Below are 16,410 nucleotides of genomic sequence, written 5' to 3'. Positions count from 1 at the left end.
TCTGTTTGTTAAATGCTTTCTTTTTCTTTTCGGTGTGCAATGGCAGCTTTAATGAATTTCACAAAAAGGGGATGAGGGTTGGCTACCGTAGACTTGAGCTCTGGGTGATACTGTGAGCCAATGAACCACGGGTGGTCTTTCAGTTCCATGATCTCCACCAGATTGGTGTCCGGGTTTTTTCCTGAGGCAATCATGCCGGCATTCTCAAATTGCTCCAGGTATTGATTGTTAAACTCGTATCTATGTCGGTGTCTTTCGGAGATCTTGGTATGACCGTAGACATTATAAGCCTTCGTTCCTTTTTTTACATTGCAATCATAAGCACCCAAACGCATGGTTCCGCCCATGTTTTTGATGTTTTTCTGATCTTCCATCAGGTCTATGACCGGATGCTTGGTCTTGGGATCCATTTCTGTACTATTGGCTTGTTTCAGTGTTAGTACATTTCTGGCAAATTCTATTACAGCACATTGCATTCCGAGACAAATTCCAAAAAAAGGAACCTTGTTTTCGCGCGCATATTTTACGGTGCTGATCTTGCCTTCAATCCCTCGTTCGCCAAAACCGGGAGCCACTAAAATGCCATCGAGGTTTTTGAATAATTTCTTGGCATTCGCTTCATCCACTTCTTCAGCATGAATCCAGTCGATCTCAATATTGCACTCGTTTTCAGCTCCTGAGTGTACAAAAGCTTCTGCAATGGATTTGTAAGCATCCTTCAGCTCCACGTATTTGCCTATAAGACCTATTCTCACCTGACTGGTAGGGTTCTTCAGCCTGCCCAGAAATTCTTTCCACTGGTCAATTTTTGGCTCTCTCTTGTACGAATGCTTGAACTTGGCCAGTACACGCTCATCCAGCTTTTCTTTCCGCATGAGGATGGGTACATCATAGATGGTTTCAGCGTCCAATGCCTCAATGACAGAATTGATGGGAACGTTGCAGAAGAGGGCTAGCTTTTTTCTGATCTCAGGGGTGAGTGGGTACTCAGACCGACACACCAGAATGTCCGGCTGGATTCCTGCTTCCAGAAGTTCCTTTACAGAGTGCTGCGTGGGTTTGGTTTTTAGCTCACCGGCAGTTTTGAGGTAGGGCACTAGTGTGAGATGTATGGAGATGCAGTTGGTCGGTCCCAGTTCAAATCTCACCTGCCTCACCGCTTCTATAAATGGGAGGGATTCAATGTCACCTACACAACCACCCAGCTCGGTAATGATGATGTCATATTTGCCCGTTTCACCCAGCTTGAAGATGTTATTCTTGATCTCATCGGTAATGTGAGGAACCACCTGTACGGTTTTTCCAAGAAACTCACCTTTACGCTCTCGTTGGATTACGTTATCGTATATCCTTCCGGTAGTGACGTTATTGTTTTGAGAAGTAGAGACATTCAGAAAACGCTCATAATGACCAAGATCCAGATCTGTTTCTGCTCCGTCATCCGTCACATAGCATTCACCATGCTCATAGGGGTTGAGGGTGCCAGGGTCAATATTGATATAAGGGTCGAATTTTTGGATGGTTACGGAGTAACCTCTTGCCTGTAGTAGTTTGCCGAGAGATGCTGAAATGATTCCCTTTCCCAGCGAAGAAGTTACGCCTCCCGTAACGAAAATGTATTTGACCTTGGACATTGAATTACTTTGATCTTTGGTGATGTTACGGGATGCAAAGGTAGGGCATTTACTTTCAAATAATAGTTGATCTTTCTATTTATAGTTGAAAGGAATGCGGTAGATCACAGAAGCTCCAAAATAGCCTACTGGATCTAATGCATAATCTTCACCGGGCAATTGGACAGGTACACTATAAGTATAGCTGATAAGGAAAGAAAATTTTTCAGTGGCTAACATGAGCGGTAGACTGAAATTGTAGTTCATGATTCCGTATTTCTCCTCAGTGGTATCAAGAAGAGCATATAGGTAGTTGAGCACATCATCATTGGTGAGGTATATTTTCATTTGCTGTGTGATCTTCTCCCTGGTTGTGAGGTTTCTGCTCTCTCTTATTTGCCTCAAGGCTTCCTTTTCCTGATCGGAGAGCACTGTATTGGCATAGCTTTGAAATTCATCGGAGCGAAAGTTGGTTCTGAGGGTCTGGTTGGACCTGAATTCTTCGATGATGTTGCCTTCAAATCGGGTGGTGATCAGTGAATTGCCAAAGGTTGAGGATAAGGAGGGTAATAATTTAATGCTTTTGAAGCACCACCATTTGCCTAGACTCACATTTCCCGAGAGACTTCCGATAAGTCTGTGTGCGGATCTTTCCCCAAAAAGCAGGCTATAGTCAATGGTGGCATAGATCAGCTTGTTTCGATAAGTGATGTTCCCGCCGAGGTTATTGTTGAGACCGGTGCTTTCGATCTGATGATACCACCACCTTTCGTAACTCAGAGAGTAGTTCCATTTTTTACTGAATGAGCCCAAATAGCCGAATGAGAAGATGGAAAGATTATACTCAGGAGTAGTTTGTGAGTTCCAAAATCCTGCGTAATCGGCGTATAGTCCGGTGCTGTGATAATAGGACATACCAGGTGACATACTGTGCTGGTTGACTCCATAGTTTCGTCCGGCATTGAGCACATTGCTGTTGTAGCTCATGCGCGCATTGAACTCCGAGTACTTTAGCGGGGAGCTGGCAAGAATGCTGTCCAGAAGGTAAAAAATGGACATAGAGTCCATTTCAGCTTCGAGCAGGGCAAATTTTTCCTCCCAGGTGAGGGAGTCGCTCTGTGCATAGGACTTCAGTAGTCCTGCCAATACCAGACATATGGTCAGAAAATATTTTATCAAAAGATCAGGTAGGGTAGGTGGTTAGTTATTTCTTTTTCGCTGCATATTGTCGTTGTTGCGGATTCTGTCCTGTCTCATTTGGTCACGCTGTCCCTGCTGCTCACGTATTCGTTTCATCAGCATTTCTTTGAAGTCATCCTCAGCCTTTCTGAGACTCATCAGCTGACGGGTGGTGATTACTTGCTGCATCCGCTCAGAATAGGTGCGCTCCAGTCCAAGTTGACGCTCTTTTATCTGCATCCCCATCTCCAGCATCTTTTGGTTCTCCTCTTCAGAGGCTGTTTGAGGATTGTGGTTGGTTCGCAGGTTGTTGAATTCCTTCCTTAGGTTTCGCTGTTGCTCTGAAAATTCCCTGTAAATCGGCCAGAACTTCTCGGCCTGCTCTGGTGTGAGCTCCAGTCGTTCAGTGATCAGGGCTATTTTGGCGGCTTCCACACGTTCCATGGTAGAGGGATTTTGTGCCCACAGTCCCAAGGCCGTAAGAGTAAGAACTAAAGTGATTAAGTGTCTCATAATTGCTTATAAGTTAAATATCTTGTGAAATATCGTTCAAATCATAATGCTCCATCAATTGGTTGAAGTCATCTTCGTCAAGGTTCATTTGATCGATGATGTCTACGCCCCGCAGTAGGGCCTCGGGCTCTGCACTCAATGCTGCGATCTCATACTCCGAAATCTCTGTGTTTTCCAGGTAGAAAAATATTTCTTCATTGGTGAGAGAAGCAAGCAAATCTGCTGATCTGTCGGGTTTATTGGCGGTATTGAGAATAACCAAACAGACCAGTGCGGTCACCACAAAGGCAGGCAAAAGGGCCCACCGGAATGCAGCATGTGTGGCAGTCGGAGCCTGGGAGACCTTCTCGCTGATTCTGTTTGGTAACTGATCAAAATACCCTTCAGGTACTTCAAAAGGCAGTGACGTTTTGTTGATATGGTCTAGATGGTTTTTCATTACTTTAGTTTAGATGCTCTTTCTTGTCCAAGGTTTAATGTTCGGTTAAAAAAAACTCTATTTTTTTGGCTGCAAGGTGATAGCTCGCCTTCAATGCGCCTACTGATGTGCCTGTAATCTCCGCTATGTCATCAAATTTCAGCTCATCAAAGTACCTCATGTTAAAAACGAGCCTTTGTTTATCAGGCAGTGTCAGGATGGCTTTCTGAAGCTTAAGCTGAATTTCGTCTCCGGAAATATAGGCTCCCTGATCTATTTTATGTGAGAGTTCCCCAGCCACATCGTGGATTGGGATCATGAACTTACGTTTTTTCTTTTTCAGAAAGTTCAGGCACTCATTGGTCGCAATCCGATAAATCCAGGTATACAAGCGTGACTCTTCCCGGAAGTTACCCAGTGATTTCCAGATTTTGATGAAAACATTCTGGGTAAGGTCGTCCGCATCATCATGATCGATGACCATTTTCCGGACATGCCAGTACACACGTTCCTGGTAAGCTTTCACCAGCAGATTGAATCCATAGTTAATGGTTTCGGGGTCCTGAATTTTGGATATGATAAAAGAGTCTTCCAAGGTAGGTAAAGGTGATTTACCGTTTAGAGTCTAAAATTAACCGATGGTTTAATTTTCTTGGCGATTTTTTTATTTCGTCGAACCAGCTTAATTTAAATGTCGTTACATTAAATGTAGTTGTTAATTTACCATCAAATGGGAATAGGAGAAGATATCAAACAGGCGAAGTTTAGGAGTCAACTGAACAAAGCCATTGTGAATATTATTTACACCAATAACTGGCTGAGTCAACATCAGGTTGTTTTGTTCAAGCCATACGGACTGACCACTCCTCAATTTAATGTATTGAGGATACTCAGAGGTCAGCACCCTAAACCGGCTACCATCAATTTGCTCATCGAGAGAATGCTGGACAAAAGCTCAAATGCCTCCCGAATAGTAGATAAGCTTGAATCCAAAGGATTGGTGGCGAGAAAGCAATGCCCCAATGACAGGCGTGCTGTGGATGTGGTAATTACATCTCAGGGCCTTGATCTCCTGGCAAAAACCGATGAGGATATGGATCGGTGGGAGGATGGGCTGGTGAGCCTTACCGAGGAAGAGGCTAAGCAGCTAAATGAACTTTTGGACAAACTCAGGACATAAAAAAAGGAGCTTATTAGAGCTCCTTGATGTATTCTATTATGCCGGCATTTTTCCCTTTTGGTCTCACCACCAGCATAGGAATCTCTTCATCCACGTGAATCAATTTTTCTGCTTTGCTACCAATAAATAGGGCAGTAGTGGCGGTGCGGCCTTTCGCCCCGATAACGATCAGGCTGGCTTTGATTTTTTTGGCAGCTTTGTAGATGTCTGATATGATGTCTTCATCCTTATCCAGAGTGTAAATCTGCTCTATGTTCACACCATCCAATTTCATGCTCTTAGTGAATTTGGCAAAATCATTCTTGGCATGATCTTTCATGATCTCTGAAAACTCCTTAAAACTCTTGCCGGTATAGTGGTAGCCCACTGGAACCTGATAGACGTTTTGCACAATAATCTTTCCTGGTTTTTTCGATTTTTTTACCAGCATGGTTGCCTTTTCCATGGCACTTCTGGAGTAAGCTGAGAAGTCTGTGGGTACCAGAACACTGCTTACGCTGAATTGGGAGCCTTTCGGTAAAATGAGGAGTGAACAGCCTGCTCGGCGGGCAATTCTATTCACCAACACTCCACCACCTTTTTTTTCATTTTTCCTGCCCAGGATGACCAAATCTATTTTCTCAGCAGAAGCGTGCTTGAGAAGGGTCTTTGTGACCTGGCCCTGATCCACGATCACATTCACGACTACTTCTGCGCCTTCGAATTTAAAATGATCGGTGACCGTCTTTTGGAGATTGTTTTTCCGTTCTTCAATAGCCTGATCAAGAATGTGAGGAAACTCCTTCATGAGTTTCTCCGGCAGGTTGATGTCCTTAATGATATTTACAAAGTATACAACCTTTGATCCTGACAACTCACAAACATCTGAGGCAGCTTTCACCAAATCCAGATCCGTCTCTGTATGATCGAGGCCTACAAGAATTTTATTGTACTTATACATATTACGCGATGACTATTGGGGTGCAAAATTAAATCGAAATCAATTTATCAATTCTTATAAACGAAAGAAAGTTTCAAAATGATTTATGATTTAATAAATCTTTTTCGCAATAAAATACTGAATAAATACCCTGATCAAAAGGTTTTAAGAATAAAATTAGGTCTTGCTGATGTAGTCAGTCAGCTGTTCTATCTGCTCTTTGCTGTGAACAGGAAAGTTGGCAATGCGTATATGGTCGCTTTTGTATGAACCGTACCCTTTGCCTATGATCCAGCCCTGCTCTCCGAAGCGGGCGAGGATGTCGGCATTGCCACCCTCACATTTGGCGACTACCACGGTTTTTGATTGATTGGTTTTTCGTGCGACGAATGGGCTCAATACAGAAGATTTTTCAATCGCCTGATAGAGTAGGGCGGCTTTGTAGGTGGTGTCATTTTGTATCAGCTTGGCTGATCTGAATAGCATATCCTTTACCACCTTCCCGAGCAAGAAGATCCCCAAAACATTGGGGGTTTCAGGAGTTTGATTTTTATCTCCTGAGGCTTTTAGTTGCAGTAAATCATGATAACTACCCGTAACAACTTTGTTTTTCCGAAGTTTTTCCACTTTTTGGTAACAGGTAGGGTTCACGATCCAGACCCCTAATCCGGCAGGAAGTCCGAAGCATTTCTGCACAGAAAAATAGGCGGTATCCACTTTAGAGAAATCAAAGGGAACGGCGGGAAAAGCACTCACTCCATCTACAGCAATGAGCTTGTCGGGGTGCTGCTCTCGCAGCTGGTAAATGCTGTTAGCATCGAAGGCATATCCAATGCTGGTTTCGTTGAGCGTGACTGAGATAAGCTCAGTGTTTTCCGGCACCTCCAGATTGTCAAAGTCCTCACCATCGCTCATTCGGGTGATGGTTGACTCTTTTTTGTAATCTGTAGCAAACTGATAAAACTTCTCAGCAAAGGAGCCATTCACGAAGTGATGGGACGCATTGCCCACCAGGCTTTGAATGATTCTCTCCCAGATCTCATTGGCAGAAGAAATGAAGTAGACATCATAGTGATCCGGAAGGTGGAGCAGGCTTTTTAGATCAGCTTTTACTTCAGCAAAAAGATTTTGGAAAGTGGCACTGCGATGAGAGATAGACATGATGTCTTTCTGAAAGGCCTCTTTCATGTGGTCGTTTACCGTATAAAAGATTTGCGAAGGTCCCGGTGTGAAATAAATCTTATGTTGCATTGAGAATTTGAAATAGTACTGATTAAGTTTGTTTCGCTATTGAAGGTAATATTGTTTTTAAACCTAACACTAAAACAATACCGAGCCAAGTGGGGTAGCAAAATTGGGCCTCACCCTGGTGGTCTCCATCAGGGCCTCGTCATCGAAAGATTTCAGGACAACAGTGGATCTTTGACCTATTTCACAGCTCAAATCCTTATTATTTAGGGGTTTATCAACACGACCTTTATAGCATTAAGCTTTCGGATTCCGAAAGCTTTTTTTATGCCCTGGTCTCCATCCACTTGAAGGTTCTGTTGACGATTTTTAGTGCAAGTTTGATTTTCTTCACACTGATCATGTCGTGTGATTCATCGTACATGGTCACGCCATCCGCAAATAGCACAATCTGGGGGAATTCATGATTGATGCCCGCTATTTCTGAAATTTCTCTGGAGACGTCTTTGGATTTCATATCATCGACAAGATAAACGTCTATCATATCGCTGGAAATATTCCAGCCATTTTCTAGCTCTATCTTTTTCTCAATACTTTCAGGAGATGAAGCTCTGTGCTTAAAAACCATTGCTGGTTTCAAACGAGAGCCTTCAATCACTTGATTGAGGTCTTTCAAAGATGATATCGATTTCCAAAGCGGTGAATGGTGATTCATTGGCAACTAATCTACAACACGAATTTACTAATTACAACGGTTATTGCGGATTGGGACTTGGTTTTTATTGAAATATCTGACTAAACTAATATAAAACTCTGAATCTAATGGTTTCCTTAATGGATTTAAGATTTTTAATTACTTCCTCATCATAATCTTTGTTGATATCAGTAATTACATACCCTATTTCCTCATTGGTTTTTAGGTATTGACCCACAATATTCAAATTGTGTGCAGCCAGTTCATGGTTTATTTTGGCCAGAACTCCGGGCTCATTCCGATGTATGTGTATAAACCTGTGTGCGTTTTTCAGCATAGGCAACACGATATTCGGAAAATTCACACTATTGCTCGTAGATCCGGTGTTAATATATTCCATAATCTTACCAGGCACAAAATCCGCAATGTTTTCCTGAGCCTCTAGTGTACTACCACCAATGTGTGGCGTAAGGATCGTATTAGGTAAACCCCGTAATTCAGAAATAAATTCATCGTTGTTACTCAAAGGTTCCTCTGGGAACACATCCACACCTACCCCTCTGATCTTCCCAGTAAGTACATATTTTTTAAGACCAGCTATATCTACAACAGGTCCACGGCTAAGGTTGAGGAAGATTACACCGTCTTTCATCTGAGAAAAATGCTTCTCTGTTAGAAACCCGTTATTCTCCTTTCGGCCATCTATATGCAGGGTGATCATGTCAGAAGTACTAAGTAGCTCTTCAAGGCTTTTACACTGTACAGCATTGCCAAGTGCAAGTTTCTCCTCCAAGTCATAGAACTGCACCTTCATACCAATAGACTCTGCCACCACAGAAAGCTGTGCGCCTATGTTTCCATATCCAATGATGCCGAGTGTTTTTCCCCTCACTTCAAAACTACCACTGGCTGATTTATTCCACTTGCCCTGATGCATAGAAACTGACTTGTCAGGAAGGTTTCTCATCAGCATAATGAGCTCGGCAATGGCCATTTCCACAACGGAACGTGTGTTGGAGAAAGGCGCATTGAATACAGCTACTCCTTTGCGCTGACAGGTGAGCAGGTCTATTTGGTTGGTGCCAATACAAAAAGCTCCAACAGCCAATAGTCGGTTGGCGCTTTCAAGTACTTTTTTGGTCACCTGAGTTTTAGACCTGATGCCAAGGATGGATACATCCTTTATGGCTTCTATGAGTTCGTCTTCGTCCATTCCCGCAGGATGCACTTTGACATTGTAGCCTTCTTCTTGTAATTTCTTGATCCCATGTTCATGGATGTTTTCAAGCAGCAATACGTTGATTCGGCTTTTGGGATAGGAGAGTGCTCTTTCCATTTTATTTACATATAAAAATTCATCTAGATTAGGCGCTTCATGATCTGCGTTTTGGAGCACATTGGCCCTCCTCACATTCTCTGTAAAGGCGTAGAACTTATGCGCAATTCCGGCCTTTTTGATTTCGTAATCAGTATACCCGTCCCCAAGCACATAGACTTCACCCTTGAGATTCATCGAACGTATTTTGTTGGGTTTCCCGTTATTTTCAGAAAGTAGGTTTTCTTTGTTAAATCCAACAATATTGCCCGCTTCGTCATAGGTAAATTCATTGGCAAAAACCCTGTCTTCAGTAATGCCAAAGTGCTCTACAATGGGAACAATAAAATCTTTGAATCCATTGGATAAAATATAAATTTGACCGGCGTATTTTCTTACAAATTCTTTGTTTCTCTGGAATGAATCGGAGACCTGATCGCTTAATCTGGCGATTAATTCGGGTAAATGAGATTTGTGCGCTCTGAGAATTTCCAATCTGTTTTCAAGAGATTCCCGAAAGGATATTTTGCCTTCCATGCCGAGATCAGTAATTTCTTTGATCTTGGCAAGGGACTCCTGGGCATCTGGCTGACCCCTGAGAGAGATCTCACACAAGACATCCAAAGCCTCCACCCGGGTGAACGTGCTATCGAAATCAATTACAAAATGTTTGTGATTTTCCATAAGTTCGCTTTCTCTGAGGCTTAAAATTAAGCACGTAAATGGCATATAAAACAATCATTTTATTTTTATTATCAATTTTTTTTCAAAATCAGTGTTTTAGTCAACAAGACACCTCGTATTTGTTGGGAGATTTACAAAAAAAGGTGGACTTAATTGTGATTAACGCAATTCAGGAGCGCGCCTTTCCGGGGTGCGTAGTGTATGCTTCACACAGGGGAAACCCAATCTTATTAAAATCATATGGCTATAAGACTTACGATAGCCTTGATGCAGTCTATACTTCGGACCTTTTTGATATGGCCTCAGTGACCAAAGTCATGGCCTCTACTTTGGCTTTGATGAAGCTTTACGAGGATGGTCTGATAGATCTGGACGAGCCCCTGAAGAACTATGTGGATGGATTAGGTTGGCGAAAGATCGGTAAGGTAACGCTGAGGCAATGTTTGGCGCATCAGGCCGGGCTACAGAGCTGGATTAAGTTTTATGAGGAGATCAGAAGAAATAATGGTCGTTACAAGGGGCATACTATTTCAGACAGCCGGTCAGAGGACTATCCCTATAAGGTTGCTGAAGGGATGTTTCTCCACAGGGAGTTTTACAAAAGAATAAAGAAGTACATCAAAGCAGCTCCGGTGAACAGGGAGCCGCACTATGTCTACTCGGGTTTGTTCTTTTATCTGGTGCCTGAGATAGTGCAGCGATTGACCAGAAGACCTTTTGAGGTTTATCTACAGGAGGTGTTTTACCAGCCCATGGGACTGAGTACACTCACTTTTAACCCTGCTGAAAAATTCGCCTTGGATAGAATAGTGCCGACAGAAATTGATTCTTTTTTCAGGTATGAACCTATCCATGGCAGGGTACATGATGAGGGGGCCATTTTGATGAAGGGAATTTCGGGAAATGCGGGGTTATTTGGAACCGTGGAAGATGTGGCTAGTTTGTGGCAGATGTGGTTAAATAATGGGAGTTTGAACGGCGTGGAGTACCTGAAACCATCAACTATTGACGTGTTTACCAGCTATCAGTATGCTAATAAAGGAAACCGAAGAGGCTTGGGCTTTGATAAACCACTTCTCGAATATGACTCATTGATTAGTAGTGTGGCAAAATCGGCTTCTTTCGAAAGCTACGGACACACGGGGTATACCGGCACATTGGTATGGGCTGATCCTGCCAATGACTTACTATTTGTTTTTCTTTCAAACCGGGTGTATCCTACCAGAGAAAGTAAGGCTATTTATCAGCTCAATGTGAGGCCGGATATCCATCAGGCATTATATGATTATCTTGCAGCCATTATAGAGAATTGCGATTGATCTGAACAATTTGCAAGGCTCTGAGTTGCTTTCGTAGCAGTGTACATTTTTTTAATCCCAAACCCTACTGATTGTTTTGAGCATCCACTGGATAGACCTCCTGGTATTTATTGTTTATATGATTGCAATGCTGGGGGTAGGAGCCTTTTTCCTCAAAAAGAATAAAAACACGGAAGATTATTATGTAGGTGGCAGATCCATGAGTTCCTGGCATGTGGGGCTTTCGGTGGTGGCCACTGATGTGGGCGGCGGCTTTTCCATTGGCTTAGGTGGTTTGGGCTTCACAATGGGCTTATCCGGATCCTGGATGTTATTTACAGGTTTGCTTGGAGCATGGTTGGCGGCAGTAATCCTTATCCCCAAACTCAGTGCATTGCCGGAGTTCAAAAAGCTATTTACGTTTCCTCAGATCTTTAGCATATTCTATGATAAAAAAACCGCGCTACTTGCTGGAATCATTTCTGCCATAGGTTATGCCGGATTCACGAGTTCTCAACTTTTGGCAGGAGCCAAATTAGCATCCTCGACTTTCGCTGATCTCAGTCTGACAAATGCCCTGGTCATTATGGGAGTCATTGCTGTAGTGTATACAGTGATGGGAGGGCTCAAAGCAGTGATTTATACAGACACCATTCAGTGGGCGCTGCTTCTTTCAGGGCTCGTGTTTATAGGGTTGCCATTGGGATACGTAAGCGTAGGTGGGTATGAAAAAATCAGAGAGGTCTTGCCTCCTGAGTTTCTTTCGCTGACCAACATCAGATGGCAGGACATGGTGAACTGGGGAATTACCATTATTCCGATCTGGTTTGTGGGAATGACTCTATACCAGAGAATATATGCTTGCAAGAGTGAAAAAGCTGCGCAAAAAGCCTGGTACATTGCTGGTCTTTTCGAATGGCCTGTCATGGCCCTCATGGGAGTGCTGCTGGGGATGTTTGCCCGGGTAGGCGCCGAGACAGGGATGTTTGCTTACCTAGGGTACGAGAGTGCTCAGGGTATGGATGCTGAAGTAGGGCTGCCGATGCTACTCAGAACAATTCTCCCTGCCGGATTGATGGGGTTGATGATGTCGGCCTATTTTTCGGCGGTTTTGTCCACAGCGGATAGCTGTCTCATGGCATCTTCTGGTAACCTGGTGACTGATATTATAGGTTACAAAGGCACGGATCAAAAGAAATTCCTAAGGCTGTCCCAAATCATCACACTGGGGATTGGTGTTTTTGCGGTACTGCTGGCCTCTGTCATGCAGAGCGTACTGGAACTCATGCTTTATTCCTATGCATTCATGGTTTCAGGGCTGTTCATACCCGTCTTAGGAGGACTTTTTATGAAGAAGCCCAGTGCCAATGCAGCTTTCTTTTCGATGCTTATAGGTGGGGGTACTACTATTTCATTAATTTTAATAGGTAGGGATTTGCCTCTTGGTCTGGATGCCAATATCTACGGGATCAGTTTGTCGCTGATCACCTTTGTGATGATCAATCAATTCAGAAACAAACAATAACCAATTATATATATGTTAGAGATCAACATACTTGGCCCATCAGATACCGTGGGCCTGATAGAAATAGAACAAGTAAGAGACTTTCTTTTTAACCACCTGGATCAATATGGAGATAAAAAGGAGGACATTATGAAAGCCATTAACTATGCACTTAGCACCGGAATAACTCCGGGAGGGTTTGTGCTGGTTGGGAAAGATCAGGGTGAAATAGTGGGGGCTGTGGTTGTCAATAAAACAGGCATGGATGGCTACATCCCCGAAAACATTCTGGTCTATATCGCCACACACAGAGAAAGAAGAGGAAAGGGCTACGGGAAGGCACTCATGCAAAAGGCCATCAACACAGCTGAGGGTGATATTGCCTTGCATGTGGAGCCAGATAACCCGGCCAAGGGACTTTATGAGAAGTTGGGATTTACCAATAAATATCTCGAAATGCGGTTAACCAAATAAGTCAATGCAGCACAACATTATTGATGAGGCTAAATCTCTTCGCAAGTACCTTCATCAGCACCCAGAGTTGTCGTGTTTCGAAGAGAATACTTCTCGTCACTTGATTGAAAGGTTGAAATCAGAATGCACACCCGATGAACTTATTGTTTTTAAACATTATGGTGTGGCTGCTATTTTCAAAGGAGACAAACCTGGCAAAAGTGTATTGATTCGAGGAGATTTTGATGCTTTGCCTATTCAGGAGATTAATGACTTTGCGCACAAGTCACTTACTGAGGGTGTAAGTCACAAGTGTGGGCATGATGGTCATGCTTCTATATTATATGCGCTGGCGAGATATCTATCGCTGGAGCGCCAGGAAAAAGGAGATGCCATTCTGTTATTTCAACCTGCCGAGGAAAATGGGGAAGGAGCGAAGGGTATCATCAACGATCCATTGTTTGATTCCCTTAAGCCGGACTATGCTGTGGCTTTGCATAATCTGCCAGGGTATGATTTGCATAAGGTAGTTTGGAGGTCAGGCACATTCACAGCAGCAGCCAATAGCATAATTATCAAACTCACAGGCAAGACCTCACATGCCGCCGAGCCAGAATTCGGCATTAACCCGGCATTGGCCATGGCAGAAATCACCCAGTTAATTCTTGATCAAAATCAGCCGGATTTGGATACTGATGATTTCCGTATCGCAACACCAATTTATACGACCATGGGGGATCAGGCCTATGGAGTTTCCGCGGGATACGGAGAGTTGCATTTTACGTTACGGGCCTGGGATAATCAGGTCATTCGTGATCACGAAGAGAAGTGTGAGGATATTGCCCGACAGGTGGCCGGTGCTCATGATCTTAAAATTGAGATCGAGTGGACTCAGAGTTTCTTTGCTAACTTTAATGACGAAAGGGTCATTGCTGCAATTAAGGGCGCAGCTGCAGCCGGCGGATATGAAACCGAGCAACGTGCCACTCCATTCAAATGGGGTGAAGACTTTGGGATATTCACAGAGCAGTTTCCCGGAGCCATGTTTGGAATAGGATCAGGAAAGAATTGTCCGGCACTTCATAACCCGGACTATGATTTTCCCGATGAGCTAATCGAAACAGGAATGATCATTTTCAAAGAGATAATTTCACAACTTCAGGAATAAAAGAATGTTCGCAACTTCCGAAATAGAACTTGACCAGACGGCACTGGCCAATAACCTCAATTATATCCGTAAGGTCATTGGCAAAGATGTTCGATTATCCTCTGTGGTGAAGGGAAATGCCTACGGACACGGAATTTTTGAGTTTGTACCGATGGCCGAGACCCTTGGAGTTGATCATTTCTCGGTATTCAGTGCAGATGAGGCACTCGAAGTGACCAACATCAGTATGCATAGATCCCAGGTCATGGTCATGGGGTTTGTAGATAATGCGGAGCTCGAATGGGCGGTGCTGAATGAGGTTGAGTTTTTTGTTTTTGAGCTGGATAGGTTGGAAAAGGCTATCGAAATGGCCCGCAAAGTTGGCAAAAAGGCCAGAATACACCTTGAGTTTGAAACAGGCCTGAATCGCACAGGTTTCATTAAAACAGATCTTGTAAGGGCGGTTGAGTTTCTAAAAAAGAACCTTGATCACTTCGAGTTGATGGGTGATTGTACCCACTATGCCGGAGCAGAGAGCATAGCCAATTATGTACGAGTGAAGAATCAAATCAAGAAATTCAATAAGATGGACAAATGGCTCCGAAGTACAGGTCTGGAGCCTTTAGTGAAACATACTGCTTGTTCTGCCGCTGCCATTTCCTACCCAAAGAGTCGGATGGAAATGGTTAGAATAGGTATTTTGCAATACGGGTTTTGGCCCAGCAAAGAAACCTTCATTGATTGTATCAAACATGTGTCATCTCGTGAAGACCCGCTAAGGCGAGTGATGAAATGGAAGAGTAAAGTGATGGATGTGAAGGAGGTTAATACTGGGGAATTTATTGGGTATGGAACCACTTTTATGGCATCGGAAAATATGAAGATCGCCACAGTCCCCGTAGGTTATAGTCATGGGTACGCCAGATCACTGAGTAATCAGGGGCGGGTACTCATCAGAGGTAAGCGTCTGGCCGTGGTAGGCATCGTCAATATGAATCTTTTAATTGTGGATGTTTCTGAATGTCCCGGAGCTGAAAAGGGAGACGAAGTGGTACTAATTGGCGACCAGGGTGATAATTCTATCTCTGTGTCTTCATTTGGAGAGTTGAGTGATCAGCTCAATTATGAACTTCTCACCAGACTCCCCCGCAACATTCCCAGAACAGTCATCGCTAATGAAACATTAACAAATCAAATACCAACCAATGGCTTATCTAAAGCTTAAGAGAAAATCACTTCAACACAACTACCAATACCTTGCGTCCAAACTCGACGCTGAAGGTATAGAGTGGGGTGTAGTATCAAAGCTTCTGTGTGGTACTAAAAACTTTATTCAGGAACTCGTGGATCTGGGAGTTCGCGAAATCCATGATTCCAGGGTGAGCAATCTGAAGACCGTCAAACAAATTGATTCGGGTATTCAAACAGTATATATTAAGCCCCCTGCAAAGAAGGCCATCCCCAGCATTATTAAATATGCAGATGTAAGCTTCAATACAGAGCTTTCTACCATACGTCTGCTCTCTGAGGAAGCGGGACGCCAAAATAAGCTCCATAAGATCATCATAATGATCGAAATGGGAGATTTGAGAGAAGGAGTTCTTGGAGAGCAGTTATTGGAGTTCTACGGTCAAATTTTTGAGCTACCCAATATTACGGTGGTGGGGCTAGGCACCAATCTCAATTGCCTGTATGGAGTGATGCCCTCACAGGATAAACTCATACAGTTGAGTCTTTATAAGCAATTGATTGAAGCCAAATTCAATCGAAAAATTGAATGGGTTTCTGGAGGCACATCAGTGGTTTTTCCGCTGTTGCTCAATCGCCAACTACCTAAGGGCATCAACCATTTCAGAATAGGGGAGATGTTGTATTTCGGCAATAACCTCTTTACCAACAAGGGAGTAAAGGGCATGAAAAGCGATGTTTTTATGCTTCATGCTCAAATTATTGAATTGATAGAAAAACCCAAAGTGCCTTCAGGGGATTTAGCTACTAACCCTTCTGGTGAACAATTCGAAATCAACGAAGAGGATTATGGCAAGACCAGCTACCGCGCCATTCTGGATCTGGGCTTACTGGATATCTCCACAGACTTCTTAATTCCTGTAGAAAAGGGAGTGAAAATCACCGGTGCCAGCTCCGATATGATTGTCATTGATCTTGGTCGCACCAAGCGAAATTATCAGGTGGGAGATTGGGTGAAATTTAAGCTCAAATACATGGGAGCTTTAGGGTTGCTAAATTCAGACTACATCGATAAAATCGTTGAATAGATGATTGGTAGCAATTAATTTATTTATAA

16 protein-coding genes are annotated in these 16,410 nt (G+C 43.3%); 7 read left to right on the top strand and 9 right to left on the bottom strand.

Annotated elements, in window-relative coordinates:
* Nucleotides 1-8: 8 nt before the first annotated feature.
* From ACHKAR_RS03225 to ACHKAR_RS03205, 5 genes are all read right to left on the bottom strand, one after another.
* The gene (locus ACHKAR_RS03225; RefSeq protein WP_159580218.1) at nucleotides 9-1,634 is read right to left on the bottom strand and encodes a CTP synthase; all 1,626 of its coding nucleotides are present in this window, start codon (nucleotides 1,632-1,634) and stop codon (nucleotides 9-11) included.
* Nucleotides 1,635-1,709: 75 nt separating this feature from the next.
* Entirely contained in the window at nucleotides 1,710-2,792 is a 1,083-nt protein-coding gene (locus ACHKAR_RS03220; RefSeq protein ID WP_395416140.1) for a hypothetical protein, read from the bottom strand.
* A 21-nt stretch (nucleotides 2,793-2,813) separates the two neighbouring features.
* Nucleotides 2,814-3,305, bottom strand: a complete 492-nt coding sequence (locus ACHKAR_RS03215) for a hypothetical protein (RefSeq protein WP_395416139.1) — start codon at nucleotides 3,303-3,305, stop codon at nucleotides 2,814-2,816.
* A gap of 13 nt (nucleotides 3,306-3,318) precedes the next feature.
* Nucleotides 3,319-3,744, bottom strand: coding sequence for a hypothetical protein (locus ACHKAR_RS03210; protein WP_395416138.1), 426 nt, complete (start codon nucleotides 3,742-3,744; stop codon nucleotides 3,319-3,321).
* Nucleotides 3,745-3,778: 34 nt separating this feature from the next.
* The gene (locus tag ACHKAR_RS03205) at nucleotides 3,779-4,318 is read right to left on the bottom strand and encodes an RNA polymerase sigma factor (protein WP_159580214.1); all 540 of its coding nucleotides are present in this window, start codon (nucleotides 4,316-4,318) and stop codon (nucleotides 3,779-3,781) included.
* Between the two features lie 135 nt (nucleotides 4,319-4,453).
* On the opposite strand from ACHKAR_RS03205, the gene ACHKAR_RS03200 reads away from it, so the two are divergent.
* Complete coding sequence (locus tag ACHKAR_RS03200) at nucleotides 4,454-4,903, top strand: MarR family winged helix-turn-helix transcriptional regulator (RefSeq protein ID WP_159580213.1); 450 nt, start codon at nucleotides 4,454-4,456, stop codon at nucleotides 4,901-4,903.
* Between the two features lie 13 nt (nucleotides 4,904-4,916).
* Here ACHKAR_RS03200 and ACHKAR_RS03195 read toward each other — a convergent pair whose 3' ends face one another.
* The 4 genes from ACHKAR_RS03195 to serA form a co-directional block, all read right to left on the bottom strand.
* Complete coding sequence (locus ACHKAR_RS03195; protein ID WP_159580212.1) at nucleotides 4,917-5,843, bottom strand: universal stress protein; 927 nt, start codon at nucleotides 5,841-5,843, stop codon at nucleotides 4,917-4,919.
* 156 nt (nucleotides 5,844-5,999) lie between these two features.
* Nucleotides 6,000-7,073: an aminotransferase class V-fold PLP-dependent enzyme gene (locus tag ACHKAR_RS03190; RefSeq protein ID WP_395416137.1), complete on the bottom strand. Its 1,074-nt coding sequence runs from the start codon at nucleotides 7,071-7,073 to the stop codon at nucleotides 6,000-6,002.
* 262 nt (nucleotides 7,074-7,335) lie between these two features.
* A complete protein-coding gene (locus tag ACHKAR_RS03185; protein WP_159580209.1) occupies nucleotides 7,336-7,686 on the bottom strand; it encodes a monothiol bacilliredoxin BrxC family protein in 351 nt (116 codons plus the stop codon).
* A gap of 124 nt (nucleotides 7,687-7,810) precedes the next feature.
* Nucleotides 7,811-9,703 (bottom strand): phosphoglycerate dehydrogenase, encoded by a 1,893-nt coding sequence (serA, locus tag ACHKAR_RS03180; RefSeq protein ID WP_395416136.1) that lies wholly within the window; start codon nucleotides 9,701-9,703, stop codon nucleotides 7,811-7,813.
* 155 nt (nucleotides 9,704-9,858) lie between these two features.
* Here serA and ACHKAR_RS03175 point away from each other — a divergent pair, with 155 nt between their 5' ends.
* From ACHKAR_RS03175 to ACHKAR_RS03150, 6 genes are all read left to right on the top strand, one after another.
* Nucleotides 9,859-11,022: a serine hydrolase domain-containing protein gene (locus ACHKAR_RS03175; protein WP_395416135.1), complete on the top strand. Its 1,164-nt coding sequence runs from the start codon at nucleotides 9,859-9,861 to the stop codon at nucleotides 11,020-11,022.
* A gap of 82 nt (nucleotides 11,023-11,104) precedes the next feature.
* Nucleotides 11,105-12,526, top strand: a complete 1,422-nt coding sequence (locus ACHKAR_RS03170; RefSeq protein ID WP_395416181.1) for a sodium:solute symporter family protein — start codon at nucleotides 11,105-11,107, stop codon at nucleotides 12,524-12,526.
* 12 nt (nucleotides 12,527-12,538) lie between these two features.
* Nucleotides 12,539-12,979, top strand: coding sequence for a GNAT family N-acetyltransferase (locus ACHKAR_RS03165; RefSeq protein ID WP_395416134.1), 441 nt, complete (start codon nucleotides 12,539-12,541; stop codon nucleotides 12,977-12,979).
* 4 nt (nucleotides 12,980-12,983) lie between these two features.
* Nucleotides 12,984-14,126 carry an amidohydrolase gene (locus ACHKAR_RS03160; RefSeq protein WP_395416133.1) on the top strand — a complete coding sequence of 381 codons (1,143 nt, stop codon included), beginning with the start codon at nucleotides 12,984-12,986 and terminating at the stop codon, nucleotides 14,124-14,126.
* A gap of 4 nt (nucleotides 14,127-14,130) precedes the next feature.
* Complete coding sequence (gene alr / locus ACHKAR_RS03155; protein WP_395416132.1) at nucleotides 14,131-15,330, top strand: alanine racemase; 1,200 nt, start codon at nucleotides 14,131-14,133, stop codon at nucleotides 15,328-15,330.
* Nucleotides 15,311-16,381 carry an alanine racemase gene (locus ACHKAR_RS03150; RefSeq protein ID WP_395416131.1) on the top strand — a complete coding sequence of 357 codons (1,071 nt, stop codon included), beginning with the start codon at nucleotides 15,311-15,313 and terminating at the stop codon, nucleotides 16,379-16,381. Before alr ends, ACHKAR_RS03150 begins: the two co-directional genes overlap by 20 nt.
* Nucleotides 16,382-16,410: the final 29 nt, after the last annotated feature.

This window comes from Marinoscillum luteum, from assembly GCF_044005705.1.
GTDB lineage: Bacteria > Bacteroidota > Bacteroidia > Cytophagales > Cyclobacteriaceae > Marinoscillum > Marinoscillum luteum.
Note: the sequence above shows the minus strand (reverse complement) of the source record. Positions and strands in the feature narration are given on the sequence as shown.

Bases quoted from the DNA above. Each gene is read 5' to 3' on its own strand.
- ACHKAR_RS03150 (WP_395416131.1), top strand. From the start codon at position 15,311: ATGGCTTATCTAAAGCTTAAGAGAAAATCACTTCAACACAACTACCAA.
- ACHKAR_RS03200 (WP_159580213.1), top strand. From the start codon at position 4,454: ATGGGAATAGGAGAAGATATCAAACAGGCGAAGTTTAGGAGTCAACTG.
- alr (WP_395416132.1), top strand. From the start codon at position 14,131: ATGTTCGCAACTTCCGAAATAGAACTTGACCAGACGGCACTGGCCAAT.
- ACHKAR_RS03215 (WP_395416139.1), bottom strand. From the start codon at position 3,305: ATGAGACACTTAATCACTTTAGTTCTTACTCTTACGGCCTTGGGACTG.
- ACHKAR_RS03225 (WP_159580218.1), bottom strand. From the start codon at position 1,634: ATGTCCAAGGTCAAATACATTTTCGTTACGGGAGGCGTAACTTCTTCG.
- ACHKAR_RS03190 (WP_395416137.1), bottom strand. From the start codon at position 7,073: ATGCAACATAAGATTTATTTCACACCGGGACCTTCGCAAATCTTTTAT.
- serA (WP_395416136.1), bottom strand. From the start codon at position 9,703: ATGGAAAATCACAAACATTTTGTAATTGATTTCGATAGCACGTTCACC.
- ACHKAR_RS03165 (WP_395416134.1), top strand. From the start codon at position 12,539: ATGTTAGAGATCAACATACTTGGCCCATCAGATACCGTGGGCCTGATA.
- ACHKAR_RS03160 (WP_395416133.1), top strand. From the start codon at position 12,984: ATGCAGCACAACATTATTGATGAGGCTAAATCTCTTCGCAAGTACCTT.
- ACHKAR_RS03195 (WP_159580212.1), bottom strand. From the start codon at position 5,843: ATGTATAAGTACAATAAAATTCTTGTAGGCCTCGATCATACAGAGACG.
- ACHKAR_RS03210 (WP_395416138.1), bottom strand. From the start codon at position 3,744: ATGAAAAACCATCTAGACCATATCAACAAAACGTCACTGCCTTTTGAA.